The following is a 25,583-nucleotide window of genomic DNA, read 5'->3' on the forward strand; positions in this document are numbered from 1 at the left end:
CGCTACAGCCCAAACAGCCGGAAGGTCGGGCGGCCCGACAGCTCGCGCACGGCCTCGAGCTGCTGCAGGCGCTCGAACAGCCGTCGCGCCGCGAAGCGCGACAGGTTTTTGGTCGTCAGCGATCCGGGGACGGCATCTTCATTGAGCAGCAAAAAAATCACGTCGCCGGCGCCCTTGGCGCGCAGCTTTGGCGTCACCGCAAGGAGTTTTTCGGAACGGCGCGAAAGCTCGGTCGCCAGCCGGCAGGCCTCCGCCGCCGCTTGCACCAGCGCCAGGCAAACCGCGTGCTCAAAACCTTTTTCGCCCGGTCGGATGCGTTTGCCGCCGCCACCCTCGATGCGGAAGGCCGGGCCAAACGCCTGGACGATCAACAGGGGTACCGATCGCGGCCAGCGCAGGCTTTGCGCCAGCACCAAATCGGCCAACCACCAGGCCAAAAGCTCGGCCTCGGGGCGTATGGCGACGACGTGCGCAGCGATTGCCGCCGCGGCGAACGGCGCCGGCCGCGGCGAGCCCGCCACTTCCTCGATCTCTTTGCAGAGGTCGGCGAAAGCCTCATCGTCCCAGGCGAGCCCTAGCGTCTCGGTCACTTTTGCCAGCCGATCGGTGCTGACTGCCGGCGGCTGCAGCGCCAGCTGGCGCCAGGCCCCAAAAATAGCGCCGGCGGGGCCGGGATCGGCGCCGGCCGGGCAAAGCTGCCAGGCGTCACGCAGGGCGGCTTCATTCTCGGCGCGGCCGGCGAGCCGCATGCTGGCGGCAGCACATTTAAGCGCCAGCCGCTGGCGCCAGGCGCCGGCCCAGGCAGGCTGCGCGCGGGCGAGGCTGTCGAGAGAAGCCAGCGCGGCACCGGCCCGGAAGGCAGCGTCCGCGTCATGCGGAACGCCAACGGTCTCGAGCGCCCAACCCGGCACGGTCGGCGGAGCAAGATTGGCGGTCGCTGGATCGAGGCGAATCATGATTTTGAGGGTAAATGTTGCGTGCGCTTTGCACCACAATTTTCACCCTAAAACGCACAGCTTGTCGGCAATACAAAACGAATGATAATGTTGCCTTATCAGTCATTTAGCTCTGTGGCCAGACAACGTGCATCCTCCTCTCGACTGAGCAACGATTTGCGTGTCACGAAACACTCGGTCCGCTCCTTTGTCGACCGATGGTCCAAGAAATCCCCTCTCTCCGTATGATCCCGGAAACCTCCTTTCCGACATGACGATCAAGCACGGGCCGCCACGGTACGAGGGTGAACTCGCGCGACTTTTCAATGACGGCATACTTCCCGCCGGCAAGGTCGACGGATCGACGAAGCGTGCCATCTATTCGGTCACCAGACTGAGCTTCGGCATAGGGCAGGCCAAGTTCGACTGACAGTTGGCCTGCGACGCGATTGAGCTCACGCTGGCGCAATATAGAAATCATGTTGACGCGGTAGACGATCCGATCCTTCTCCTCATGCGCCAGCCCCTGCGCGATCAGCCACTGCCGCCGGCGAGATTGTGCTTCCCTCACATCATGCCCAAAGCCAGAGTTCCGTGTGACTTCAGGCTTGTCGGAAACCAGCTCCCGGTCGATCCAGGTGGAACCGTCGAAACCGACTTGCTTTTCCAGAGGCATTGGCGAGAGCTTGTCGACTACAACAGGCTCAGCCTTGGCTCGCTGGCGCTCGTAATCCGCGACGCGCTTGAGATGATCCGGCACGATGATCCATGTGCCGTCCGGCCTTCGCTCCACCCCGCCGGTGACCCGCCGGATCGCTTCCAGCCGCCGGAGATGGGTTTCGGCAAAGCGTTCGGTTGCGGACAGATCGTGCCGCAGATGACTATCGACATTGTAGCGCCCGCCATTCGCTGCGGCGACGTCGGCGATAGTGCGATCCACCTGTCTGGGCTCGGTGTTCCGGGGCGTGATACGCACGATGCATCCGTCGGGCATCGGTTCGGTGGCCTCGCCTTTGCCGATGTCAATGTAATGGCTTTTGCCGTCGACACCGTCGACGATAAGATAGTGCCGGTCGTTCATCTCGTCCGACAACCCACGCGCGACCACGCGGCCTACCACGGGCTCGGCATTCTGTTCCGCATCGTAGACCACACAATCGGCGGCGCTGCGCGCTAGTCCCTTGCTGGTCAGTTCGCGATGCATGGTCTTGATGATATCGCCGCGCTCGGCCAACCGACGCAGCGTCGCTTCGAGCTCATCGTCCAGGCGCCAGCGACCCGGTGCGACCTCCTCGGCCAACCCCATCCGCTCGAGCTTGCGCAGCCTACCCTGATGCAACGTCTGGCGAAACGCGTCGCGGCCAACCGGAGAAACAACTCCGTCTTCGTCGCGCATTCGTTGCAGCTGCCGGTCGATGCTGGTGAAACGCTCCTGTTCCATCTCATGGCGCAGGCGCTGCTCGATCTCCCGGTCGGTGCGTGGACCGAGGTCGAGGCTCACCAGCTCAGCCGCGCGCTCTCGCAAACCAGAGGAGATGTAGTCGCGCGCGATGACCAGATTCTCGCCGCGGTCGTCCTTGCCGCGAAGGATGACGTGCGTATGCGGATGGCCGGTGTTGAAATGATCGACGGCAACCCAATCGAGCTTGGTGCCGAGATCTTCCTCCATCTGCGCCATAAGGCGCCGGGTCAGTGGCTTGAGATCGTCGTACTCAATGCCGTCTTCGGCGGCGATGATGAAACGGAACTGATGCCGGTCGCCGTCCGCACGGTCGATGAAGTCCTTGCCATCGACCCGGTCGCTCTCGGCACCATAGAGTTGGCCAGGCTCGCCTTCTCGGGTAACGCCGTCGCGCTGGAGGTAGCGCAGGTGCGCGCGCGCGCCGTCAACACCCTTGCCGGCCAGCTTGACCACCCGCGCCTTGATCACAACCCGTCGCTGCCGGAAGGCGGCGTAGCGATCGCGTGACTTGAGCAGCGCGGCGGCCGCCCCTCCGCGCCCAACCCGACTTCCAGTGAAATAGTTGCCGCGTCGGGACTTGCCGCCGGCCCTGTTGATCGCCGCCCGAACCTGCCCAGCGTAGCGTTTGCCTGCCTTCGAGCCTCGCGACCCGATTTTGCCAAGTTTTGGCCTGAACTCGTCGTCCGTCACGCAAGCCTCTCGAAATACTGCAGCAAAATCACCAGACTTGCGCCCCGCAGCCTCTTGGCGCCGCACGGTGCCTCCTGGGAAAACGATGTGCAGACAAACACTTTACCGCCTCATGGAGGCGGTACCTTTATCTTGCCTTACCAATTAGACCCCCATAAACCTGCAATAATTCATCAACATCAATTGCTAATTCCAACTCCATCGCAGTAAAGACGGCACGATTCATTTCAGTCGTACATAAGCCAAGCTCACGGCCGGATTGTTGCCTCCGGCGGTCCATGCGCTACTTCGAGCTCGGCGCCTAACGGCGGGCAACGCGCCGCCGAGATGCGGCCGCGCGATCGGAATTCCGCGGCGGCGACATAGGACGAGAGGCGGCGGATGCCGCCTCTCGTCTCGACTTTAGTCGCGGTCCCGATCCTTAAGCTCCCAGATCACCGCCTTGACCTCATAGTCCCCGATCTTGGTGCGGCGTTGCGCGACCAGGATGCTGACGGCCGTCTCGTTCGCCTCGATCGCCCGGATCGCGTCCTCCATGTCGGCATACGGCCGGAGGTTTTCGATGGCGATGACGTCGCCGTTCTCGTCATAGCCGCCGTGGAGGTACATCGGCGCCCGGTTCAGGCGCGAAAGCGCCCACTCGGCCTCATGGATGAGCAGGAAGCCCAGCTTGCGCTGCCGCCAATATTCTGCACTGCCGCCGTCGATGCTGACGATTTTGCGATGTGTCATGGAAATCTCCTTTCGTTCTCTGACGGAAGGAGCCCGCACCGGCGCATCGAGGGGTCAAGGATCGCTTTAGCGACCGCAACGCGGCGTGCGGGGGAGCCGATTTTGTCGGCGGGCGCTTCAGCGTCCGGCGGCAAAATTGGGGGACCGCTCGTCCTTGACGCCGCAGAGGCGGTGCCACAATGGGCAGTCAGAGAGAGATAACCCACGGCCCCGACCGGGGCCGTGTCCGTATCCGGCGACCAGCCGGTCCTGCGCCCTCCCACCACGTCAACGGCTGCGATCCCGCACTGGCGGCGCAGCGCCGCGAGACGATCGTCACGTGGGATGCACCCAAACCGTGTAACGGCTGGTGCCCATCTGGCGCTCGTTCAAGGGAGGGCAATAGCGTGCCCCCGCCCCGCCGCAGCACCTTGCGCTCATCTGCCGTCCGGCCGCGCTGACCCACCTGGCTGAGACCCGAGCGGCACCAGAATTCCGCCACTCGAACCGCCCGCCGCAACGCCATCCCTCAGGAAAAACAATTCGCGCCATAAGGAGATTTTCGGCGCTTTTGGCGGTCGAGATTTGCCCTTGAACTGATCCATGTCGACCGCCGAAACACCCGCCGCCTTAAGCTGTTCGAGATACAAGACTGTCTCTCTCGGCAGCGGCTTCCCGCGTTCCAGATGCGCCTCATATCGATCCGGCCCGGCGTTGTAGGCCGCGAACAGCCCAGGAAAGCCGAAGCGATCATACATGGCGCGCAGATAGGCTGTACCGGCCAGAATATTGTCGCGCGGATCGTGCGGATCGGCTCCGAGATCATGCTCGACGTGCAGTTCCTCATAGGTGTCGGGCATCACCTGCATCAGCCCAATCGCACCGGCTCGTGAAGTGATCGGCCGACCGTTGAACATGGTCTGCCCACGGCTTTCGGCATCCATGACGGCATAAATCCAGGACTGTGGAACACTGAAGCGCAGGCTTGCCTCGGCAACGAACTCTTGCCATCTTGCCAGCTGCGGACCTTGGGAGATGACGGCCGGCTCAGCGGCGGAACAGGCGCATGGTGCAATCGACACCATGCCCAAAATCAGGAGGGTCACTCGGTCCATAGCGGCACGAGCCTCCCAACGATATTGGCGGCCGGCACCGGCCCGAAATACCGGCTGTCGAAGGAGCCGGGAGCCTCGCCATTGATCAGGAAAACTTCGTCGCCGGCGAGTGCCCGGCATTCGTTCCACCAAGGCAAGGTTCGGCCTTGCGCGTCGACCGGAACGCGGCGTGCCACGATCTCGCCGCCGATGATGATGGCGTCATTGAAGGCGCAGACATGCTCGTGCGGCAGTGCGGCGATACGCTTCACCAGCGGCACGTTGCGAGGCAGATAGCCGCGTTGGTCGGCGAGGTGAGCGGCCATTTTGGGCAAGCGGACAAGCACGAAATCGCCGGCGCGAGCGGCACCAAGGCCAAGGCCATAGAGCCCGATTGGCGCGCTGGCCGAGGCATTCCAGACCAGTACGGGCGTCGGCTTGACGAAAACGGTGAAGCCGATCAGGCCAAGGCCGATGCTTGCCGCGGCAAGCGTCTTGCGCGCGCGAACGCGCCGCAAATGGCTGCCGATCAGATGAAGAGAAGGCCGCGCGATCATGGCTGGCCTGCGCGATTGTCATCGGCGTCGGAGCCCTTCGACTGGCCTTTCGACCAGGCGTCGAGCTCGTCGATGTGGTAGCGCACGAAGCGGCCGTGCTTGCGAAATTGTGGGCCGCCGCCCTTGAGCCGCATCTTTTCCAAAGTCCGCTGAGAGAGCCCGACATAGAAGGCGGCTTGCGCGGTGTTGAGGAAGGGACTGCCCTTCTTGGCGCGGGCGGCGCGTTCGTTTTCGTCGTCCATGATGATCCTCGTTTCGTCGGCTGAAGACGGTGGGGAGGATCGGCAAGGAAAAGCGCTTGCGGGACGGGCGAAGAGCCAACGGCGAGTTTTCGCCGCCCCTGCGGGCTGGCTCAGTTCGGCTGAAAGAGCCCCCGCGCCGATGGCGCGGGGGCCTGTTTGGTCAGTCGGCCGGGTTCCAGATGATGGCGAAGGTGTCGTCGTCATCCTGGCCGGCGGCGCGGCCGAGATTGGCGTAGAGTTTTCTCGGGCCGAACTCCGGTGCTGCGATCGACAGGCTCACATAGTCCTTGCCGGATGCCTCGCCGATCCTGATCCAGCCGGCACCGACCTCGACGCCTTGCGTGAGCACCCTAAAGTCGGGATGGGTGTCGGCGCTCTTCGACTGGTTGGGCACGATGGCGATGTCGGCGCGGACGCTGAGCGTCTTGAGCTGGCCCTTGTAGCTGCCGTTTTCCTGCTTGGTAACGTATCCGATCGCGGTCATTTGAAAGTCTCCTTTTGCTTGTCGCCGGGGACCATTCCCCTGCGATGGCGGACCGTGATGGGCGCGTCTGGGCCGGCTGAACCCGGAGGGCCGCAGCGGCAGCGGAGGACCCGAGCGGGCAGCTTTTTTGAAGCGAAGCGGGCGCGAGGAGCCGCCGCAGGCGGCGGGGAAAAAAGCTGCTGGCCGAGGGTTTCGGGCGGGCCGGATCCGCCCATAGGTCATCAAGCCAGCGGCAGGGGAATGGTGCTCGCACGAGCAAAAGGAGATGTCGCGAAGACGCGGTCGCGGTAGCCAGGCGGAAGTTAGCCGAGGACAGGTTTGCGGACGCTCCAGCGCCGGGCCAGCGCTATCGTGCCAGGCACAAAGCGCCAGATTGCCACCACCGGGCCGGGTGTTTTCGAAATTGCGTCGGCCGGTGCGCGGCTGAAACCGGGCCGGTGCTGCGGTCTATAGGAGACTTTGCCGAGCGATAAATGCTGCCCGGTTGGCGCACGAGCGGCGACGCCAGAAAACGTCGCCGTCCGCCATGCGAGGATCATTGTGACACGAACAGCGTCTGGACCTTCGCCCACTGGTCGGCGGTGCGCAAACCGCCACGGTTCGTGTAGCTCGACACCGGGAATGCCATCCAGCGCGGCAGCCAGCCGTCGACTTTTTGCCTGCCGTTCTCGCCGCAAAGGAAGTCGCGGATGATCTTCTTTTGCGTCTTCACCTTTTCCGAAGAATTGCCATCGGCGACGAGCCTGCCGCCGACATCGGCGAGGATTTCGGTGGCGACTTGCCTGTCGCGCAACAGCTCGAAGAAGGCATCGTCGGCCTGCCAATAGCCGCGCATGTCGAGGCTAAGATGATTGCCGAGCGCTTCGACAATCGCGCTGCCGGCGCAAAGCGTCTCGGCCATGACCAGCGCTAGGACGCGCAGGACATCGTCGTGTGGGAGTGCCAGCAGACGGGCGAAGACGCTGGCCAGCGCAAAGTCGTCGCCATTGCCACCGGTCACCGGACCATCCTCATCGACAGAACCGAGCAGGGTCAGAACCTCGCGTTGCTTCTCACCGAAGACGGCTTGGGCCTTACAAGCGGCGATGCTGGCGGCCACCGTTTCGTTGGCCGCGCGCTGCGGCTCGGGACGTATCGTCCACAGGCTCGAGCCGGCAACGGCATGCGCCACCATCAGGCGCAGGGCGACGCCGGGATGATCGAGCAAGGCGGTGCGCACGGCGGCGTGACGGTGCAGATCGACATAGTTCTGCATCGGCCCGCTCAACTCGGGACGCGACGGTTTGGCATGCGGTTCGGCTTCCTCACCAGACTCGCCTTCTGCGCGGACGCGGCGCGCTTCCTTGCGCGACAGATAGCCCTCATGACATTCCGCCTCGCCGCGCTGCGAGACGGTGATGATCACCTTGCCGCCCTTCTTCTTCGGCGTCTTTTCGTAGTCCCACGAATGGAAATACTGGCCGGGTTCCAGCACCACCACCTCGGGCCAACATGCCTCAAGATAGGCGTCGCGCTTCGCCGCGATTGCTTCGTTCTGCTTCTGCCAGAACAAATCGGCATCGGCGAAATAGCTTTCCTCGCCGAACAGGTCGGAGACGATCAGGCCCCGATAGTCCTCGATTGGAAACAGCGCCACCTTGGTCGAAATCGACTGGCCGCCGAACAGCCATTGCTTCAATTGCCAGCCGCGCGGGGCTCGGCTGTCGGGATCGCAAAAGAGCGTCAGCCAGTCCTTCTGCTGCGCCTTGGAAGCCATGGTGAGATGACGCACCGTTTCGGTGTCGATCTCCTCGCGTCGATAGGCTCCGCGTATCTTCGGCAGAAGGTCGCCGAGCGCCAGAATGCGCTTCACGTGATGCTCGGTGAGGCCAAAGGTGGCGGCGATATCGGCAACGCTGCGGCCCTCCTTGATGAGCCGCGTAAAAGTTTCCCACTGCGAGACTTCGTCAGGGTCGTCACGCGCGATGTTTTCGATCAGCGAGGCCTCTAACGCATCGGCGTCGTCGCCTTCTTCCATGATGGCGCAGGGCAGCGGTTCGGCCTTGCCGCGCTCGTCGGCGACCGTTTTGGCTGCGAAATAGCGCCGCCGCCCGGCGACGATTTCGAAGCTGTCCGGCGTGCCATTGGGCCGGATCAGAAGCGGCACGAGCACGCCGCGCGCCCTGACCGACGGCAGGATGTCGGATATGTCTGGCGCGCGCCTTGAATGACGCATGTTGATGGCGGAAACGCTCAACTGGTCGATGGAAATATGGGCAAGCTGCATGGAACTTTCTCCTTTGTCTGGGCTTTTAAAAGCCCCACCGCGAGGCCGCAGGCCGAGCGGCGGGATGTTGTGCGCCTGGGAGGCGCGGTCATTCCGCCCGGTCTGGCGGAAGCTCGGGAGTGGGGATTTCGAGAGCGCCGGCGGCCTGCCGCAAAAGCCGCTCGGCCTCGGTAATGTGGCCGGCGAGGCGCGCGGCTTCCGCATAGACGGACAGCGGAAATCGCGCCTTGAAATACAGGTCGCGCTCGATGCCGAGGCCAAGCGGTCCCTTGACGGCTTGCAGTTCAGCGAGGCTGACGCTGCCGAGCTCCGGGAAGCCGAAGCCGAGATCGCAAAGCCCGAACAGCGTGTCGCCGTCGGCGTCGAGTTCGCTCAGAAGCCAAGTCGCGGCGCCGACCGGATTGAACAGTTTGACGACCGGGACATGGTCGGTTTCGATTTCGGCGGCACCATTGGCGAGCAGGCGGGCGCGCAATTCGTCGGTGATCAGGATCATGGCAAAATTCCTCGTCAAAACAGGTCGAGTTGATTGCGCGCTACGTCATCGAAGAGGCCGATATCGAGCGGCTTTTGCGCCGCGCGCGGGCGCATCGGTGCGCTCATCAAAAGCCCAAGCCGGTCGCGCGTGGTGACCGGCCGGACACCGGGAACGAGCGTCTGCTCGCCTTCTGGTGTCGGCTCGCTCTGCAGCGGAACGGGATCGGGAGCGCTCATGCCGCGATCCCTTCCCGCATCTTGGTTTCGGCATCCGTCTGGAAGGCCAGCAGGAAATCGGCGGCTTTCGAGGCAAGGCTGGCAGCGCGGAAAATGGCGCGGTTGTCCTCGCGCAGCACCTCGAGCCATGAGGCGATATAGTCGGCGTGACGCACGGTCGGCTCGATGCCGAGGCTCGAGCAGGTAAAGGCAGCCGTGATCTCGGCCACCAGTTCCTCGCGGGCATAGGCCTTGGTGCCGAACGAGCCGGAGAGGTCACGGGCAAGCCGCGTTGGGTGCCCGGTCCAGTGGCCAAGCTCGTGGAAGCAGGTTCGGTAATAGTTGATCTGCTCGAAGAACGCCGGTTGCGGCGGCAGTTGAACAAAATCGGCAGACGGCATGTAAAAGGCGCGGTCGCCGCCGATGCGGATATCGGCGCCGGTTTGGCGGACAAGCGCCTCTGCATGCGGGATGATCTGGCGTTCGGGCAGCGGCTCGGGCTGGCTGTAAAGCTCGTCGGGCAGGCCCTCGCACTGCGCGACATTGAAGACGGTGAAGCGCTTGAGAAACGGCACCGCCTGCGGCTCGGTATCTTCCGCCTTGGCGCGTTCCTTCTCGTTTTTCGGGATGAAGCGATCGGCATGCACGATGGTCGTGCCGTGCTCGCCTTTGCGGACATTGCCGCCAAGGGAAAGCGCCTGCCGGAAGGTGAGCCAGTTCTGGCCTGCATAGCCGTGCTCGATGACCGCGCCCCACAAGATCAGGATGTTGATGCCGGAATAGCCGCGCCCCGTGGCGGCATTCTTCGGCAGGCCAAGGCTGGCCTTGGCGCTGCCCCAAGGCTTCACCCAAGGCACGCAACCCCGCTCCAGATCGGCGATGATGCGGTCTGTGATCTCGCAATAAAGGCTGCGCTTAAGCGGCTCGCCCTTCTTGCCGCCAACTTCTCCGCTAGCGCTATGTTTGCCGGTCCTGCGCATAACTAAATCTCCGCTCGCCAATCTCGCCGCGCTCTTCCCCGCAAAGCGGGGTGGGCGGCGAAAAACGACCGGAAAGGCCCGCCGTCAGAGGTGGCCTGCATCCGAAGGACCGGAACGCAAGTGGAGGACCCGGAGCGCGAGCGAAGGGTTGCGGGCCGCCGCGGCGGGCCTAGAAGGGAGAGCCGCCCACACCGCGTCGCCGGGAAGGCCAAATCAAAAAACAACGCCGCCCCTGGGGCGGCGACCGGCACAGCCCGCAAGGGCTGCCCGCGCCAGGGGGCGAAGCCGAATGGCCGAGACCGCCTGAGCGACGCGAAGACAAGCGGGCTCGGTTCACGAGCACCCGATGCGCGCCTTCAGGCGCGCAGGCGCCCAGCAATGTGCGCGCACAGACCGATTATTTGTCGGGACGAACCAGATCCATGTGGCTGACGCCAAGCGCCAATGCCAGTTCATAGATGGTGACGATCGTCGGATTTCGGCGGCCCTTCTCCAGACCGCTGATATACTGCTGGCTGAAGCCGGAAACGTCGGCGAGCTGTTCCTGCGTCAGGCCTTTCTTCAGCCTGATCCTTATCACATTCCGGCCGACCAACTGACGCATGTCCATGCGTGAGAAGTCAACGGATCAGGCTCCTTGAGTTTATCAACTATAATATGTATTCCACACCAAGCGTCTCAATCCACTCGCGGACGGGTTTGCGAGACCGCTCTTGGAGATAGAATCAGCGATGTTGCAGCCTCAATCGACCGTGCCGGTAGCGGATGAAGCGCCATGGTCGGACAGCCTCACGGCTTACGACAAGGCGCACTTCACCATCTATATGCGCTTGCTGGATGCCGCCGCCGATGACGCCAGCTACGAGGAGATGGCCGATCTGATCCTCGGGATCGATCCGGAGCGCGAACCAGAACGCGCCCGCAATGCGGCCCGCAGCCATCTCGACCGGGCGAACTGGATGGTGACGACGGGCTACAGGGAGCTGTTCACCAGTTGACGCATTTATACGGCGCGAGACACGTCAGGCAAGAAAGTCGAGATAGCCGCCATTCATAAGCATGCGAGCCCGTGCCACGGCACGTCGGATGCGATCGCGCAGATGGTCGCGAGGATCCGTCCAGTCGGCCCGCACACGCGTCTGACCAATCAGCGCTTCGGCGATGTCTCGGTAAGAGGCGCCCGCAACTGAGCCGTCAAGAGCCCGCAGAACAAAGCGCAGGCGACGACCGCGCGCTTCCGGCGCAAACAGTCTTTTCGGCAGGCGTCCCCCTGCAACGAGACTATTGAGGCATTTGAGCGCCCAGAGGCGTTGCCGCCACTCACCGGTCGGCCAGACCGCATCGGCGCGCAGCCGAACGGGGCCGAGGATACTGGGCCCCGAAACGGCGAGCTGAAGCTGCCGGCCGGCGCTGTGCAGCAGGAGATGCTGGGTGCCGTCAACCAGCCTGAGCACACTCGCACGGCAGGGCAGACGCGCCGGTTCGAACGCCGGCATCGCCGGCGAGGAGGACACCTGTTCGGCGACGACCGGCAACACCTGAGCGCATCGGTTCGGACACCAGAACGTGGCTGCGTCACGGTGGCTCGAGGACGCGAAACAAAAGCCCCCAGCGCGACAGGTCGGCGGAGGAGAAAATGACGTCGAGCGACGGCCGCTGATCGACAGACCTCGCCCGTTCCAATGCGTGGGACAGATCATGCCGGAAGGCTGGATTGCGCCGCAGGAATTCCCAGGCCCAGCCGCGCCGCGTCAGCTCGAGGGTGTAGTCATAGGACCGCTCATCGCGCCAGTCCGGCCGGTCGGCTTCAGGTTCTGGCAGGCTCATCAGGTCTCTCCGCCCGAAGCATGAAGCGAAGCCGTCATGCGGCCCCGTGGATTGACCGGCGCCCACAGCACCGGACCGGCAAGACCGCCATTGCGGCGAACGGCATCGAGGCGCTCGCTTGAGACCTCGAGGTAGCCGGCCAGGGCTTTGGTGGGGCCGATCGCGCGCGGCTCGCCGAGCCGCTCGAGCGGCCAATCGGCCCGGCGCAGGATGCGCTCCATGCGCAGGTCGGTGACGGTGACGATACGACTCAGTCCTCGCCACAGGCCGAACTCGATCATGCCTGCGAAGAGCGCGTAGGTGCCGACAGCGATGCCGCCTGCCCCCTTGGCGGCCGACGGCGGCAGGTCGAGCGCGAAACGACTGCTTTCCCAGATTCTTGGATCCTGCGGCGTCGGCTGTCCGTCCAGCAGGGCCGGGAAGGTGTCGCCAAGCATGGTCGGCCCTGTCGAGGCAAGCAGGCGGACGCAGCCGCAGACTTCACCGCCCGCACCACGCAGCACCAGGTAGTGCGGTTTCAGCGCGTCGAAGCGATCGATCTCGTAGCCGCCGCTGGTGTCGACGTCCCAGTCCAGCCGCTGCTTGAAGACACGGTGGCGCAGACGGTGCATTTCGTGGAGCTCGTCGGCGAAGTCGCCGTACCATTGGGGAGCAATGAGCTGCAGCATGATTATCGGCCTCCTGGCGGGATTGACCCTGCCATTGGAGGCCAGGCGTCAGGCCGAAGCAGCCTGTACAGCGGTACAGGTGCCTGTCAGCCGAGACCCGTTCTGGCGGCTGAGAATTGCGCCACGGCCTGCATGCGGGTGCGCAGCCCAAGCTTCTTTCTGGCGTTCTCCAGGTGAAAGGAGGCGGTGCGGCGCCTGATGCCAACAATCGAGGCGATGTCGCGTGCGGATTTGCCCTGCGCGGCCCATTCCAGGCATTCATATTCGCGCGGCGTCAGCTGCACGCCGTTGACCACCCGATCGGCCGAGAGCTTGCGGCGGACGCAGATATGAAAGCAGGTCGCCATGAAGCGAAATGCCTCTTGGTAGCGCTCGCTCACCCGCAGGAGGGCTGCTGGATTGAGCCCGTCGGCGGCAAAGCTCATGGCGGCGACGTTGCCCCGCTTGTCGAGGATCGGGATGGTCAAACCGCAGCGGATGCCGAATGCGGCCGCCTCGTCGAAGAGCTTCTGCTCGAAATCCGACAGCCCGGTTCGGCTGTAGTGAAGCCCCCACAGAAACGGGCATTGGCCGCCCTGCGCCCGCGCGATCACCGGATCGATGGCGTGATAATGGTTGCTCAGGTAATGAGCGGTCCAGCGTGGCGGATAGTTCGAGATCAGCCTTGGCTTTCCCGGCGCCCGTGGCGGCAGGCACAGATAGGCGAATTTGACGAGATCGAATGCCGCGGCAGCACGCGCCATCGCGTCGCGGAAATCCGTCTCATCGACGCTTTCCGAAAGCTGCTCCAGGAAGGTCTCGAAGACAAATTGCATGCCTAGTCGTCCCCAGACCCTTCCGCCGCGCGGCATTCGGAGTCGCGGAAGCCGGCGGGCAGCTTGCCAAGGTGACATGGCCAAGTTCGCCGGCACGGAGCGTTACGCGATCGCCAGTCCGTCACCTTCCGGCTGGCATTCCAACGATGGGAGAACAGCGATTCGAGTCTCTTCAGCATCCAATTCGAACCGACAGGCGGTGACACCGGATCCGCGGCACGCGCCATTCAACGTGCAGCCGCGACAGATTTTCAGCCGTTTCGCCATCCGGCTGATAGTGCTTGCGCCACGCGACAGGCTTGCTTGGCCGACGCTCACGCCGAGGCTTCGCCAAGCATCTTGAGCATTGCCAGCCGGACCTTGACGAGCTTGCGCACCGGCGCGTGATAATTTTGAGGAGCAGCGTCCACCACAAACACCAAGGTCATCAGATCCAGCAAGAATTGGTGGATCGCGTCGGCAGTCACGACCGACTCGAACTGACGCAGCATTGAGCGTGCCTCATTGACCGTTTCGGCGCCCGGCGCATCGATCAACGCTTCAAGCCTTTCGAAAATTTCCAATTCGGCGAAACCTCCATTGCATCATTTGCCATAAGGCACCTTGCGAGGCATACCTCGCGCGAAAAGTAGCTGGCCAAGCGGCGCCTGCTGGCACGATGGTGGCGCCGAACCATGCAGCAGCCTGAGCTCCATGGATGGAAAGACAACAAAACTCGGCCGCACGCGATAGCATCGAAAAATCCGTTGCCGCGAGAGACACGCGGGCGCCTGAAGCCCAGAGCCCGCATTGCGAACTGAAAACCGAAATGAGCTCGGCACCTCGAACCCGACACCGAAGATGCAGAAACGGTAAGAACTTGGCTGCATCAGGAGGTCATCCTCAGACCTATTTTCGATGGTCCGGGTTTTGAAAGTAGCCCTGGTGACGTCACCACAGAAACCTATCCTCGTTCGCTTTGACGGCGTCCATTTTCTGCAGTCGGAAGATTTCCTCCACGGGCACGATTTCGGGGTCGATGCGGTGAATACCGCCGTCGGCGCGGATGCGGGCAAAGACGTCCTTCATGGCGGTGACCGCTGCCCGAATGGCATGATTGCCATAGATCACCATCGCAATCTTGCCGAGCGCGCGGATGCGCGACTCGTTCATTTCCGGGTAGGCCGTCGGCACGATGACTATCGGAACTTCGCCGCGCCATGCTCGTACAAAACTTTCCACCTCGTCGGGCGTCTTGCGCTTGGAGTGGATCAAGATCATGTCCGCGCCAGCTTCTTCATACGCCCTGGCCCGCTTCAGGGCCTCGGCTTCACCCAGTCCGGCGATCAGCGCTTCGGTGCGCGCAATGACGAGGAAGTCCACGTCTGCGCGCGTGGCAACGGCCGCCCGAATTTTTCCCGCGAATTCCTCGGTCCGGATGAGTTCCTGGCGACCATCTGCCAGGAGGCTCGTCACCTTTGGAAAAGCCTTGTCTTCAATGACCACCGCGGCGGCGCCCGCACGCTCGTATTGCTCGATGGCGTAGATCACGTTGATGGCGTTGCCGAAGCCGGTGTCGATATCAGCTATGATCGGCAGCGATGATTGCTCGGCCATCGAACGGACCATGTCGAGGTGCCGCGTCATGGAGACAAGGCTTACATCGGGCAGTCCATAAAGAGCGGAAAGTTCGAAACCGGAGGCCCAGATGCCATCGAAGCCTGCCTCCTCGGCCAGGATTGCCGACAAGGGACTGTGCGCCGCCATGACGTGGGCCAGATGGCCGGCGCAGATATGGGCTCGCAGAGATGCCCTGCTCGTCAGCGTGGAGGCTCCGGAGATGTGCTTGGGGCTTGGACTTTGCAGCATCTTGCGCGCCTCTGCAATCGACGAATGATCGAATTACTGCCACCTGTATTCAGCGACGTCGTTGGCAATCAAACGGATTGATCGATTTTTGAGACCTTTCCATAGCCGAATGCGATGTTAACGAGCCTCCGAAATCGCCGCCTTCTTACACAGTCGAGCCAACCACCGGCAAAAGGCGCGAGCGAGTTCGGGATTGTCAGAGCGATCGACCGCATAGGCCCGGTATTGCATCCCGCTTGGCGTAAGCGATCCCGGCACCACATTCAAAGCGCCAGTGCGCACCAGGTCACTGACGATGATCTCGGGCGCTACAAGAAGGCTTTTTCCTGTCATGACGGCAGGCAGCGCAAGGTAATTGTGATCGTATCGCGCGCCCGACTTGATATCCCTTGATGTCAGATTCATCCCTCTCAGCCAGGTGGGGAGTATGTCGGGACGAGATGTGACGTTGATTATCGGCATCGAGCGAACGACCGAAAGACTTTTGCCCGCTATGTGATTTGGAGAGCCCACACACACGAGTTGCTCGTTGTAGATTTCCCAATGATCGGCAGGTTCGACGACCGAAAGGTCGCGTGTAATCAAGATGTCGAAATCGTCGGTGGATGCCGGCAGCGAAAGCGAACTGATCACGTCAACCATCACGCCGCCCATTTCGGTGGAGAATGCCTGAAGATTTGGGATCAAGAATGAATAGGCAAAAGTCGAAAGTGATGTGCGCACGACAATCCGGTTGGCATTCGGCCGAGTCCGCCGCCGCATTCTTTGAGCGGTGAAGCACACTGTATCGAGCGGCTCCGAGACAGTGTTGGCGAATAATCTTCCAAACTCGGTCAGTTCGCTTCGCCTGCCCCGCCGTTCCATCAAGTCAGTCCCGAGATATCCTTCCAGAACGGCTAGGTAGCGGCTGACTGAGCTCTGCGTCGTGCCTAATGCGTTAGCTGCCCGCGTCAGGCTTCCTTCGCGCACGATCGTTACGAAAGCGCGGATTGCGTTCAAAGGCACTGCTTCTTCTTCGCTCGTCATCGGTAGCTCCGGAAAAATAGTTGGAGGGCTGATCCCTTACGGCCATTCATCTCCAAACTGGGACCATCCATCACATTATTCGATATTTGTCACCGGACTGTCGTGTCCCGGCGGTACCGCGTAGCCATCAGTTCCGGCCCCAGGATGGGTGCATGACATTTCCACTCAATAGCCTCGGCTTTCTTACTTTTTGCTTTGCGCAACGTGAGCCGACAGCTCGCATTGCATGTCGCCGTCAAATCTGGCGCAGGTTACCCAATCGTCTTGCGTTGGGCACGTTTGACAGCTGGTCTATCAGACCGCTTGAGCGCTGTGTCCTTTGCCATCCGCGGTGCGCGGCGACGAGGTCAGTTGGCCGTGTCGTCGCTTGCGTGAGGAATGAGGAGGCCGCCGCGTGAGTGGGATTACCATAACAAATATCCGCAAGTCGTTCGGGGCCACAAGGGTGCTGCATGACGTTTCGCTCTCGATTGCGGATGGCGAGTTCCTGACCCTTCTCGGCCCGTCGGGATGCGGAAAATCGACATTGTTGCGCATACTGGCCGGGCTCGAGGTCCAGGACACAGGCAGCATCGAGATTGGCGGTCGTGTGGTGGATGGAGTACGCCCGAAGCGTCGCGACGTGGCGATGGTGTTCCAATCCTATGCGCTTTACCCGCATATGACTGTCGCCGCGAACATCGCCCTGCCGTTGCGAATGCGACGACTGAGCCGCGCGCAGCGCCTGCCGCTCATCGGCCGATGGCTACCAGGCTCCGGGCCGGTGATGAGCGGGATCGAGGTGGAGGTTTCTCGCACCGCCGAAGCGCTGGGAATTGCGCATCTGCTCAATCGCAAACCGGGACAACTGTCCGGCGGACAACGTCAGCGGGTGGCGGTCGGTCGCGCCATGGTGCGCCATCCTGCCGTGTTTTTGATGGACGAGCCGCTCAGCAATCTCGACGCCAAGCTGAGGGTCCAAATGCGTGCCGAGATCAAGGACCTGCACAGGCGCCTTGGGGTGACATTTGTCTATGTGACGCACGACCAGGCGGAAGCGATGACGCTGTCCGATCGTGTCGTTGTGATGCGCGACGGCGAGATGTTGCAAGCTGCCCCGCCCCAGGAGATCTATGCCGACCCGAACGACATACGCGTGGCTGAGTTCCTCGGATCGCCAAAGATCAACATGGTGGACGCAACAATGCGCGAACCTGGCTTGGTCGATTTTGCAGGCTCGGCCCTTTCGGTTGCTTGCGAGATAGCGCCGGGCTCCCAAGTCACTGTCGGCATCCGCCCAGAGGCTTTCCAGTTTGCTGAACATTCCGGCCCGGGCGTGATCACCGGCTCGGTACGCATGGTCGAGCATATGGGCTCCGATTTGTTCGTTTATTTCGACCCGTGCGGCCTCCAGCAACCGTTGATAGCCAGGCTTTCCGCCGAGCGCGCACCCCATATTGTCACCGGACAGACGCTGCATGTCTCGGTCAGATCGGACCAGCTGCTCGTCTTCGACAGCGACGGTCGTCGGGTTCGTGCGCGAGACGTCTCGCGCGCTCACTCGTCCACGCCAGTCAGGGAATGGGCCTGATGAGCGCAAGCCTAAATGCTGTCGGTCGGCTTGCCCAGCCTGCGGAAGGGGTCGCGGGGAAGCTATCGTCGCGCGTCTCGCTGCCACGAAGACACTCGTTGCATGAGGCAATGTGGGGTTGGACACTTATTGCGCCTGCTCTCATCTTTCTCGTCGTTCTGTTCTTCCTGCCGGTTGTCGGCGTCTTTGTCATAGCGTTTAGCGACTGGCAGTTCGGCGCCAGCTCGCTTTCCTTCGTCGGCCTCGCAAACTTCCGCGAAGTCATCTTTGACGAGGGTTTTCGAGCGTCGCTGATCAACACTGTCGTCTATGTAGCGATGGTTGTTCCGGGAACCGTCCTTGCGGGACTTTTGATCGCGCTGCTCATAGAGAGCAGCCATTCGTGCCGCGCTCTTTATCGAGCAGTTCATTTCTTGCCCTTCATGGCCACGGCAACTGCAATGGCGATCTCGTGGGAGGCCTTGCTCCATCCCACCATCGGCCTGGTCAACCACAGCCTCGCGGCCCTTGGTTTACCTGTCGCCAACTGGCTGCGCGACGAAACGACGGCCCTGCCTGTCCTCGCCGTTATCGGCATCTGGCAGAATCTCGGTTACGCCATGGTGCTCTTCATGGCGGGGCTGAAGTCCATCCCGCTCGATTTATACGACGCCGCCGATGTTGACGGGGCCGATCACTGGCTCGATCGCCTGCGAACCGTCACCATCCCAATGCTTGGACCGGTGTCCATGTTCGTCGTCATCGTTGTGGCGCTCAGAGCTTTCGAAACCTTCGACACGATCCAGATCCTGACCCAAGGCGGCCCGGGCCACTCCTCGGAAATGCTGCTTTTCACGATCTACAGGGAAAGTTTTGAATATTTGCGCGCGGGCTATGGCGCCGCGGTCGCCATCGTCTTTCTCGCAATCGTCGTGGCGCTGACGTTGCTCCAGGCGCGTAGCATGGACAAACGGGTACACTATCAATGAGCGCGATCCGCCTTTCTCCTGCGGCAGCCATCCTGCGCCACGGCGTGCTGGTCCTCACGTCCGCATTCATTCTCGTACCCTTCGTTTGGATGGTCAGCCTGTCGCTCAAATCGCCTGGTGAGATTTTTCGGGCGACCTTCTCGGTCCTTCCGGCACAATTTTATGGTGTCGACAATTACGCCAAGGCGATCACTTCGGTGCCTCTGCCGCGATACATGGGCAACGGCCTCCTTGTCTGCGCTCTGATCCTGGCAGCACAAATTCTCGTGTGCGCGCCGGCGGCTTACGCTCTGGCCAAGCTCAAGTTCTGGGGTCGCGATTTCATTTTCGCCATGGTTCTCGTCGGGCTGCTTCTGCCGCACCAGGTGCTGTCCCTTCCCTTGTTCATCCTCTGCTACAAGCTCGACATCCTGAACACGTACCTGGCCCTGGTTATTCCATACGTCGTCTCACCGTTCGGTATTTTTCTCTTGCGCCAATTCTTCAAGAAGATCCCGAACGACATTGTCCACGCGGCTCGGCTTGATGGCCTGTGCGAACTTGCCATCGTCTGGAAAATCATGGTGCCGATGGCGCTGCCTGCCGTCATCGCGTTTTCCATCTTCTCGGTTGTCGCTCACTGGAACGATCTTTTCTGGCCGCTGATTGCGGTGCGCGACGGCAACCTGATGCCTGCGCCGCTCGGGATCATGGCCTTCAAGAACGAGGAGGCCGGGAATGACTACGGCCCATTGATGGCCGCATCGACACTGGTCGTCGCCCCTTTGCTCATCGCATTCCTGGCCGCGCAGAAGTGGTTCGTGGAGGGAATGACTGGTGGGTCGGTGAAATGAACGCAGCTCACAAATACAATGAGGATCAACCAATGTTCGAAATCACGCGGCGCCATTTTCTCGCCGGTTCATCATCCATCTTCCTTACCACGGGGTCTGTCGCGCGCGCGGCGCCCTCGGATGCGCTGCGCGTAGTCGCGCTCCCCTCCATATTCGCCGACATGTATTCCGCGCTGGGAGCTGCCTATCAGGCGGGACATGACGTTGCGTTGAACATAGACACCTCGATTCGAGAGGATGAGACCGCCGTCACCACCGTGCTCCGTTCGGCAATGGTTGGGGAACTGCCGGACGTCCTGTTCATCAGCCCGAACTGTCTTCGTGTATTCGCCGACAGAAAGCTTGCGCAAAGCCTGGATGATTACCAGCGCAACGAAGCCGGTTGGGGACAAAGTTTCTCACCGGCCGTGACACGAATCGGCCGCTTTGGAGCAAGCATGCACGGCCTTGGCTTTGCGGTCTCGATGCCGGTGATCCTCTATAACCTCGACCTCTTGAAGCGAATTGGCGTCAGCGAGCCGCCGGACTCCTGGGAAGCAATCACGGCGCTGGGCCGCAAACTCGATGCCATGGGCAAAGGCCAGGTCGTGGGCGCGTTTATGGAGTACGACAACGGTGGCAACTGGACGTTCCATTGCCTCTTGAATGGGTTTGGCGGCCGCATCTTGGCCGATGACGAACGCAACGTCGGATTTGTCGGGCCCGAAGGGCTCGCCGCTCTTGGAATTTTGCGGGATTTCGGCGCATGCGGACAAGCGCGAACGGACATGTCACGCGATCAGGCACGACAGGCATTTTCCGCGGGTCAGATCGGCATCCTGTGTACTTCAAGCAGCAGTTATGCGGCTATCGCCAAACGCGCCGAAGGACAGTTTCAAATTGCGATGCGGCCGTTCCCGGTTGCCAATGAAGCCGGTCACCTGCCCGCCGCTGGGCCCATCAGCATCATGTTCTCCAAGGATCGGGAGCAGCGACAAAAGGCATGGGAGTTCATGAAGTTCGCTTCAGGTGTCGCGGGGCAGACAATCGTGGCGACGCACACGGCTTATCTCCCGGCCAACGATCTCGCGCTCGGCACCGAAGCGCTCCGGGAATATTATGCATCGCGTCCCAACCTCCAGGCGCTGATCCCGGCGTTGTCGGTGATGGGACCATGGGAAGCGTTCCCAGGCGAGAACTCAGTCAAGATCACCACCGTGATAAAGAACCACCTGGCATCGGTGGTTTTGCTGAAAGTCGCACCCAAGCAGGCACTGGAGCAGATGGGACGTGACGTCTCCGATCTGCTGCCGTTGCATTGACCGACCCTGACCCCAACCACTCCTCAATCAAAGGTTTTATCAAATGGCATCATTCCTAAAGCGTGACTTGTCGGCCTCTCGCGCGCTAAAAGAAAAACTCCGTTCCGGGGGCTTCGGCACCCTGGTACACTCCAGTCATCCGTCGCCCAGCCTAGTGGAAAAATTGGCTGAATGCGGGTTCGATGCCGTCCTCATCGACTGTGAACACGGTTCGGCCGGTCCGGAACGGGTGGAAGAGATGGCGCGCGCTTCGAGTCTGTCGGGAATCGTTTCGATCCTGCGGCCGGAAGATCCCTCGCCATGGATGGTGACCAAGTATCTCGAATGCGGCGTCGATGGTCTAATGATCCCGCTGGTGTCGGACGCGAAAGTAGCGCAGAGCATCGTGGACCGGTTCAGGTTCTCCGCGCCATTCGATCACCAGGACCGGTTGCTTATCCTGATGATTGAGACCATCGAGGCAGTCAACAACTTGCCGCAAATCATGGCCGTCGAAGGCGTCGACGCCTATTTGGTTGCCCCTGGGGACCTGGCCCTCACGATCGGCGCTCAGCCCATCACCTACGAATGGCAGCAAGGCGACAAGCCGCAAGCCGTTGCCGAAGTCGTCGATCGTGCGATCAAAACGATAGTGGACGCAGGCAAGATCTGCGGCACGCTCGTCAACCATAGCGACGTGGGGTCCTTCGTCGATAAGGGCGTTCGGCTCGTTTATGATCATGCCAACCATATGTTGAGCTATGGCGCTCGTGAGTTCCATGGTCGTTTGAAGCAGTTGCCATATAAACTGGAAGCGGTTTGTGCATAATGTTAGCCGTTCAGCATGTCGCGCCAAGCCTCGGCGCGACATGCTGAACGAAGCTGAGATGATGCGCGCCATATACGGGCGAGACACTGCTCGTTATGGCCGCGCTGCCAAAAGCAAAGAAGCGACGCCGCGCTCGATGAACGTCCCGGTGGGCGACATCGCCGAGAGTCGGGACCGCAAGCCATCCTCGAATGCCGGCCGTCGGTCGCCGAGCACCCCAGGGCAAGCCTTGGATGTGGACAGGATATAGCCGACGAGCGAATCCAGATCCCAATGATGTTCGTAAGGAAAGCTTTTGTCCTGAATGTCGCTGAAGGCAGAACGGGCAAGGATGACACCATTCGCGACCTTCAAGGCAGGTCGGATACCTTCGCTGCCCGCCGGAAAGAAACCGCCCCAGAAAGCCTCGGTATAGGCGAGTTGTTCCAACCACCAATCATCGGGTGAACAGTTCGAACGGTGCCTCGAAATGACAGCGATAGCACAGTCGTGCGCCGCCACCTTCTCAAGGTACTTCAGGACCCGCTCCCGATCCATCCAATGGAACGCGCCCGCTATCGTGACCAGTGAAAACGGGCCGATGTCCAAGGGGAGCTCCTCGGATTTTCCGGTCACGAAGGAGACGTTGCGCGCGCCGGACCTGGCGGCGTATTGGCGTGCCTCATCGATCATACCTTGATCGGGGTCCACGGCGATGACTTCATCGGCAAATCGAGCAAGCGGAACACTGATCTGGCCCGTTCCACAGCCAAGATCGAGCAAGACGGCCGGCTCTCGGCCAGAAAGGTAATTTTGTGTCAAGAAATCGAACATCGCGGCCGGATAGTCTGCTTGGTAGCGCGCAAAATAGTAAGCGGCTCCCGCAAACAGATCCGCAGGCGCGGTGGTCATTATTTGACGGTCTGTCGTGCTCATTTCCCGTATTCCTTGTCTTGATGGATGCGCTGTTTAACGTCTTCATGGTGGGTCGTGTGAGAGATGGGCGGAAAGGATTTCCGCAACGATCGACAAACCGGCATGAAGCTGCACGTGATCCTGGGGACCCGTAATCGCCACGCGGATCGCGTTGGGAGGTGGCTGATCGTCCACCGAAAAAACCCTGGCGGATCTAATCTGGACGCCAGCCGCCAGAGCGGCTTCGACGACTGCGTCACAGCTCGCATTTTGAGGCAGTTCTATCCACAAGTGCAAAGCCCCCGGCACGGTTTTGGCGCCGGATCGGCCAAGATGCTGCAGGGCCAATTGTTGCCTTGCCGTGACTTCGACACGCGCGGTGTCGACGATTTGCCCAGCGTTGCTCCCTTCGACCCAGTGCGCAACGAGCTCGCAGGACAAAGAGTTGGCAAACATCGACGACGACCTTAGATGCGGCCTGAAGACATCTGCCGCCGCGAGGCCCTCGGGTATCGCCAGATAGGCCAATCTAAGGCCCATCGCGAAGCACTTGGAAACGCTCATAATGTACCAGGTGGTATCCGGGGCGTGGGCGTACAGTGATGGTGGTGCTTCCGGATGGAGACGGCCGAGCACATCGTCTTCTATGATCGCAATGTTGTGCGCTCGTGCCACGCGGACAATTTCGGCTCGCCGACTTGCTGACATGACTGCCGTGGTGGGATTCTGGACTGTCGGGGTGCAGTAGAGAAGTTTGGGACTGGCTCGCCGACATACAGCCTCGAGCGCGGCCGGCTCGACCCCTTCCGCGTCCATTTCGACACCGATTACGATAAGGCCGAGCGACAAGGCTATCGGACGTATCAGGAGATAAGCCAGCTTTTCGGCTACAACGACGTCACCCGGTTTGCACAAGTGCCGCAGTATGACGACGAGCGCGTTTTGGGTGCCGTTGGTCACCAGGATGCGATCCGCGGGGAGGATCTCCCCGACGCGCGGCTTTATCCATATGGAGCCGATCTCGCGATCCCGTTCCTCTCCACCGGGCCGATTTTTCCGGATCTGCCAGTGGAGCTGCGATTGCGAGGCCAGTTCGACGAGGGATCGAGACAAAGCCTCTCCCAGAAAAGATGGGCACGGCGGCAGCGCGGTCGAAAGATCGATTGCGCTGGTTCGCGGACGGCTCATGAGGCGCTCCCTGGTTTTCGTGGGTGCCGACAAGGGGCAAGAAGCTTGAAGTCGTGGCTGTCGTCGTTTGCGAACGTAGCCGCGAGCGACCTCAGAAACGACAGAGCCAAACGCGAAGCTGCATCATGCAACATTGGCGATGGACGAATGAGGAGATAAGCGCGATGTGACATGCCTTATCGATTGTTCAGCCCTACGTCGGCCTGCCGCAATGGCTGAGCACGGTCGCCCGGACACAAAGGATACGTCGGCCTGCCGTGCTCGCGGCACTTTCCCGCCGGCCTCAAGACGCGCCCCGAAATGCGAGCGCCGTGGATGCAACGACGCAAAACGCCGTCACGACCAAATACATGAAGCCCGCGGTTTTAGGCACACGGACCGGCGAGACGTGGAGAATGGCGAGCAGGATGAGGAGGAATGCGAACAGCTTCGCGAAAATGCTTTCGGGGAGAGTGGGACGAAGCAAGAACACAATCGCCGTCACCGGCATGACCCAGCTGGTCGGTACTCCGACGAACCGCCCTGTCGGAGACCCCACCACGTTGAAGAAACTCAGCCGCAAGGCGCTGGCGACGACGAGAATGGCTCCAGAAACAACGCACAGTGGCGATCCGTGCCCGACCACGATCAGGGTCACGGCTGGAAAAATTCCAGCGCTGACGAGATCGGCGAGTGAGTCCAAATTCTTGCCGACCTCTGCCGTTTCCGCCGAACGGCTGCCTCGCATTCGCCGCGCGACGACACCGTCGAAATGATCAGCCAAGAGCGCCCACAAAACGAATGCCACGCCGATCTCCGGAAACCCGGCGATCGAGAAATCGATGCCGATCGAGGAGAGTGCAAGGCCCATGGCGGTCATTGCATTTGCCGGATCGACAAGCAGGCGGATCATCGAGACCTCCCTCGCTGATTATGGCAGGCGCTACGCCCGGGCGGGGTGGAGCGGCTGCGCGGCGTCAGCAAAGATGCTGTGCGCGCTTTGCAGATCCTCGGCACTGTCGATCTCGCACCACTTCACGCCATCGCAACGGGCCGCGGCTAGTTGGAGCCCGCGCCTTTCCACGAGATAGGCAAGAAGTTCCTCTATGTGCGCCTGAGTAGCACCTGAGCCAATGACCTCGTCGAGCGCGGGAACGATGAGGCCTCTGAGGCTAGACGCGGCCAAACGCAGTAGATTCATCGTCTTGAAGAGCTTGGGCCCGCTTTCGGCAAGATCTGCCGCGGTCTGCTTTGTGCGGAAAGTCGAGATCAATCCGCTCGCCGAAATGACCGCCGCCGACCCTTGCATCGTAGCGTCGAACGTTACAACGGCGGCAACGTCGGTGGCATCGGCTATGTTAAGATAGTGGAGTGCTTCCTGTTCAAAGAAGACGTCGCCTTCGAGAAGATAGCAATCCCCCGAAAGCAGCATATCGCGGGCTAGCCAAAGCGAATAGGCGCTGCCGGTGCGCTCGAAAACCGTTGACTCCACATAGGTGATCTCGATGCCGTGGAAGCGGTTGCCGCATGCGTATTGAATAGCGTCTTTGCGGTAGCCGACGACGACTATGACCTCTTCCACGCCGATTGCTGCGAGGTTTCGCAGCGCATTGTGCAGGATCGATGTGCCGTTGACTTCGATCAGGGGCTTCGGCCGCAGATCGGTCAGCGGGCGCAGACGTGAGCCCATTCCGGCGGCGAGAATGACGGCTTTCTTGGGCGCGGCGACAGGCATGTCGATCCC

General features: G+C 61.5%; 29 protein-coding genes. 6 read left to right on the forward strand and 23 right to left on the reverse strand.

Annotated features, from left to right (window positions below):
* Positions 1-2: 2 nt before the first annotated feature.
* The 12 genes from RFM40_RS24015 to RFM40_RS24070 all read right to left on the reverse strand — a co-directional run bounded on the left by RFM40_RS24015 (position 3) and on the right by RFM40_RS24070 (position 10,724).
* Positions 3-956, reverse strand: coding sequence for a DUF1403 family protein (locus RFM40_RS24015; protein ID WP_320252983.1), 954 nt, complete (start codon positions 954-956; stop codon positions 3-5).
* Positions 957-1,119: 163 nt separating this feature from the next.
* The gene (gene rlxS / locus RFM40_RS24020; RefSeq protein WP_320278347.1) at positions 1,120-3,087 is read right to left on the reverse strand and encodes a relaxase/mobilization nuclease RlxS; all 1,968 of its coding nucleotides are present in this window, start codon (positions 3,085-3,087) and stop codon (positions 1,120-1,122) included.
* A gap of 402 nt (positions 3,088-3,489) precedes the next feature.
* Positions 3,490-3,819 (reverse strand): hypothetical protein, encoded by a 330-nt coding sequence (locus RFM40_RS24025; protein WP_320278348.1) that lies wholly within the window; start codon positions 3,817-3,819, stop codon positions 3,490-3,492.
* A 416-nt stretch (positions 3,820-4,235) separates the two neighbouring features.
* Entirely contained in the window at positions 4,236-4,913 is a 678-nt protein-coding gene (locus RFM40_RS24030) for a lytic transglycosylase domain-containing protein (protein ID WP_320278349.1), read from the reverse strand.
* Positions 4,901-5,449: a S26 family signal peptidase gene (locus tag RFM40_RS24035; RefSeq protein ID WP_320278350.1), complete on the reverse strand. Its 549-nt coding sequence runs from the start codon at positions 5,447-5,449 to the stop codon at positions 4,901-4,903. Before RFM40_RS24035 ends, RFM40_RS24030 begins: the two co-directional genes overlap by 13 nt.
* Complete coding sequence (locus RFM40_RS24040; protein ID WP_320278351.1) at positions 5,446-5,691, reverse strand: helix-turn-helix transcriptional regulator; 246 nt, start codon at positions 5,689-5,691, stop codon at positions 5,446-5,448. The genes RFM40_RS24035 and RFM40_RS24040 overlap by 4 nt, the downstream gene beginning before the upstream one ends.
* 160 nt (positions 5,692-5,851) lie before the next feature.
* Positions 5,852-6,175 carry a DUF736 domain-containing protein gene (locus RFM40_RS24045; RefSeq protein WP_320278352.1) on the reverse strand — a complete coding sequence of 108 codons (324 nt, stop codon included), beginning with the start codon at positions 6,173-6,175 and terminating at the stop codon, positions 5,852-5,854.
* A 535-nt stretch (positions 6,176-6,710) separates the two neighbouring features.
* Positions 6,711-8,441: a ParB/RepB/Spo0J family partition protein gene (locus RFM40_RS24050; RefSeq protein WP_320278353.1), complete on the reverse strand. Its 1,731-nt coding sequence runs from the start codon at positions 8,439-8,441 to the stop codon at positions 6,711-6,713.
* Between the two features lie 88 nt (positions 8,442-8,529).
* The gene (locus RFM40_RS24055; protein WP_320278354.1) at positions 8,530-8,937 is read right to left on the reverse strand and encodes a DUF2958 domain-containing protein; all 408 of its coding nucleotides are present in this window, start codon (positions 8,935-8,937) and stop codon (positions 8,530-8,532) included.
* Between the two features lie 14 nt (positions 8,938-8,951).
* Complete coding sequence (locus RFM40_RS24060; protein WP_320278355.1) at positions 8,952-9,155, reverse strand: hypothetical protein; 204 nt, start codon at positions 9,153-9,155, stop codon at positions 8,952-8,954.
* The gene (locus RFM40_RS24065) at positions 9,152-10,114 is read right to left on the reverse strand and encodes an ArdC family protein (protein WP_320278356.1); all 963 of its coding nucleotides are present in this window, start codon (positions 10,112-10,114) and stop codon (positions 9,152-9,154) included. The genes RFM40_RS24060 and RFM40_RS24065 overlap by 4 nt, the downstream gene beginning before the upstream one ends.
* A 397-nt stretch (positions 10,115-10,511) precedes the next feature.
* A complete protein-coding gene (locus RFM40_RS24070) occupies positions 10,512-10,724 on the reverse strand; it encodes a helix-turn-helix transcriptional regulator (protein WP_320278357.1) in 213 nt (70 codons plus the stop codon).
* Between the two features lie 121 nt (positions 10,725-10,845).
* Here RFM40_RS24070 and RFM40_RS24075 point away from each other — a divergent pair, with 121 nt between their 5' ends.
* Positions 10,846-11,112 (forward strand): DNA -binding domain-containing protein, encoded by a 267-nt coding sequence (locus RFM40_RS24075; protein WP_320278358.1) that lies wholly within the window; start codon positions 10,846-10,848, stop codon positions 11,110-11,112.
* A gap of 24 nt (positions 11,113-11,136) precedes the next feature.
* Here RFM40_RS24075 and RFM40_RS24080 read toward each other — a convergent pair whose 3' ends face one another.
* The 7 genes from RFM40_RS24080 to RFM40_RS24110 form a co-directional block, all read right to left on the reverse strand.
* Positions 11,137-11,652: a DNA -binding domain-containing protein gene (locus RFM40_RS24080; protein ID WP_320278359.1), complete on the reverse strand. Its 516-nt coding sequence runs from the start codon at positions 11,650-11,652 to the stop codon at positions 11,137-11,139.
* 37 nt (positions 11,653-11,689) lie between these two features.
* Positions 11,690-11,941, reverse strand: coding sequence for a transcriptional regulator domain-containing protein (locus tag RFM40_RS24085; RefSeq protein ID WP_320278360.1), 252 nt, complete (start codon positions 11,939-11,941; stop codon positions 11,690-11,692).
* A complete protein-coding gene (locus tag RFM40_RS24090; RefSeq protein WP_320278361.1) occupies positions 11,941-12,609 on the reverse strand; it encodes an acyl-homoserine-lactone synthase in 669 nt (222 codons plus the stop codon). Before RFM40_RS24090 ends, RFM40_RS24085 begins: the two co-directional genes overlap by 1 nt.
* 86 nt (positions 12,610-12,695) lie before the next feature.
* The gene (locus tag RFM40_RS24095) at positions 12,696-13,424 is read right to left on the reverse strand and encodes a LuxR family transcriptional regulator (RefSeq protein WP_320278362.1); all 729 of its coding nucleotides are present in this window, start codon (positions 13,422-13,424) and stop codon (positions 12,696-12,698) included.
* 314 nt (positions 13,425-13,738) lie between these two features.
* Positions 13,739-13,987, reverse strand: a complete 249-nt coding sequence (locus RFM40_RS24100; protein WP_320256353.1) for a hypothetical protein — start codon at positions 13,985-13,987, stop codon at positions 13,739-13,741.
* Between the two features lie 367 nt (positions 13,988-14,354).
* The gene (locus tag RFM40_RS24105) at positions 14,355-15,272 is read right to left on the reverse strand and encodes a phosphonopyruvate hydrolase (RefSeq protein WP_320278363.1); all 918 of its coding nucleotides are present in this window, start codon (positions 15,270-15,272) and stop codon (positions 14,355-14,357) included.
* Positions 15,273-15,389: 117 nt separating this feature from the next.
* Positions 15,390-16,298, reverse strand: a complete 909-nt coding sequence (locus tag RFM40_RS24110; RefSeq protein ID WP_320278364.1) for a LysR family transcriptional regulator — start codon at positions 16,296-16,298, stop codon at positions 15,390-15,392.
* Positions 16,299-16,692: 394 nt separating this feature from the next.
* Here RFM40_RS24110 and RFM40_RS24115 point away from each other — a divergent pair, with 394 nt between their 5' ends.
* The 5 genes from RFM40_RS24115 (at position 16,693) to RFM40_RS24135 (ending at position 21,778) form a co-directional block, all read left to right on the forward strand.
* A complete protein-coding gene (locus RFM40_RS24115) occupies positions 16,693-17,868 on the forward strand; it encodes an ABC transporter ATP-binding protein (RefSeq protein ID WP_320278365.1) in 1,176 nt (391 codons plus the stop codon).
* Between the two features lie 110 nt (positions 17,869-17,978).
* The gene (locus RFM40_RS24120) at positions 17,979-18,836 is read left to right on the forward strand and encodes a carbohydrate ABC transporter permease (protein WP_320278379.1); all 858 of its coding nucleotides are present in this window, start codon (positions 17,979-17,981) and stop codon (positions 18,834-18,836) included.
* Positions 18,833-19,669 carry a carbohydrate ABC transporter permease gene (locus RFM40_RS24125; RefSeq protein ID WP_320222804.1) on the forward strand — a complete coding sequence of 279 codons (837 nt, stop codon included), beginning with the start codon at positions 18,833-18,835 and terminating at the stop codon, positions 19,667-19,669. The genes RFM40_RS24120 and RFM40_RS24125 overlap by 4 nt, the downstream gene beginning before the upstream one ends.
* 32 nt (positions 19,670-19,701) lie before the next feature.
* Complete coding sequence (locus RFM40_RS24130) at positions 19,702-20,970, forward strand: extracellular solute-binding protein (RefSeq protein WP_320278366.1); 1,269 nt, start codon at positions 19,702-19,704, stop codon at positions 20,968-20,970.
* 43 nt (positions 20,971-21,013) lie between these two features.
* Positions 21,014-21,778, forward strand: a complete 765-nt coding sequence (locus RFM40_RS24135) for an HpcH/HpaI aldolase family protein (RefSeq protein WP_320278367.1) — start codon at positions 21,014-21,016, stop codon at positions 21,776-21,778.
* Between the two features lie 93 nt (positions 21,779-21,871).
* Here RFM40_RS24135 and RFM40_RS24140 read toward each other — a convergent pair whose 3' ends face one another.
* From RFM40_RS24140 to RFM40_RS24155, 4 genes are all read right to left on the reverse strand, one after another.
* Positions 21,872-22,693: a class I SAM-dependent methyltransferase gene (locus RFM40_RS24140; protein WP_320278368.1), complete on the reverse strand. Its 822-nt coding sequence runs from the start codon at positions 22,691-22,693 to the stop codon at positions 21,872-21,874.
* Between the two features lie 42 nt (positions 22,694-22,735).
* Positions 22,736-23,860, reverse strand: a complete 1,125-nt coding sequence (locus tag RFM40_RS24145; RefSeq protein ID WP_320278369.1) for an aminotransferase-like domain-containing protein — start codon at positions 23,858-23,860, stop codon at positions 22,736-22,738.
* Positions 23,861-24,143: 283 nt separating this feature from the next.
* Entirely contained in the window at positions 24,144-24,752 is a 609-nt protein-coding gene (locus RFM40_RS24150) for a CDP-alcohol phosphatidyltransferase family protein (protein WP_320278370.1), read from the reverse strand.
* A 30-nt stretch (positions 24,753-24,782) separates the two neighbouring features.
* The gene (locus RFM40_RS24155; RefSeq protein ID WP_320278371.1) at positions 24,783-25,574 is read right to left on the reverse strand and encodes a phosphocholine cytidylyltransferase family protein; all 792 of its coding nucleotides are present in this window, start codon (positions 25,572-25,574) and stop codon (positions 24,783-24,785) included.
* Positions 25,575-25,583: the final 9 nt, after the last annotated feature.

This window comes from Mesorhizobium captivum (assembly GCF_033977165.1).
Lineage (GTDB): Bacteria > Pseudomonadota > Alphaproteobacteria > Rhizobiales > Rhizobiaceae > Mesorhizobium > Mesorhizobium captivum.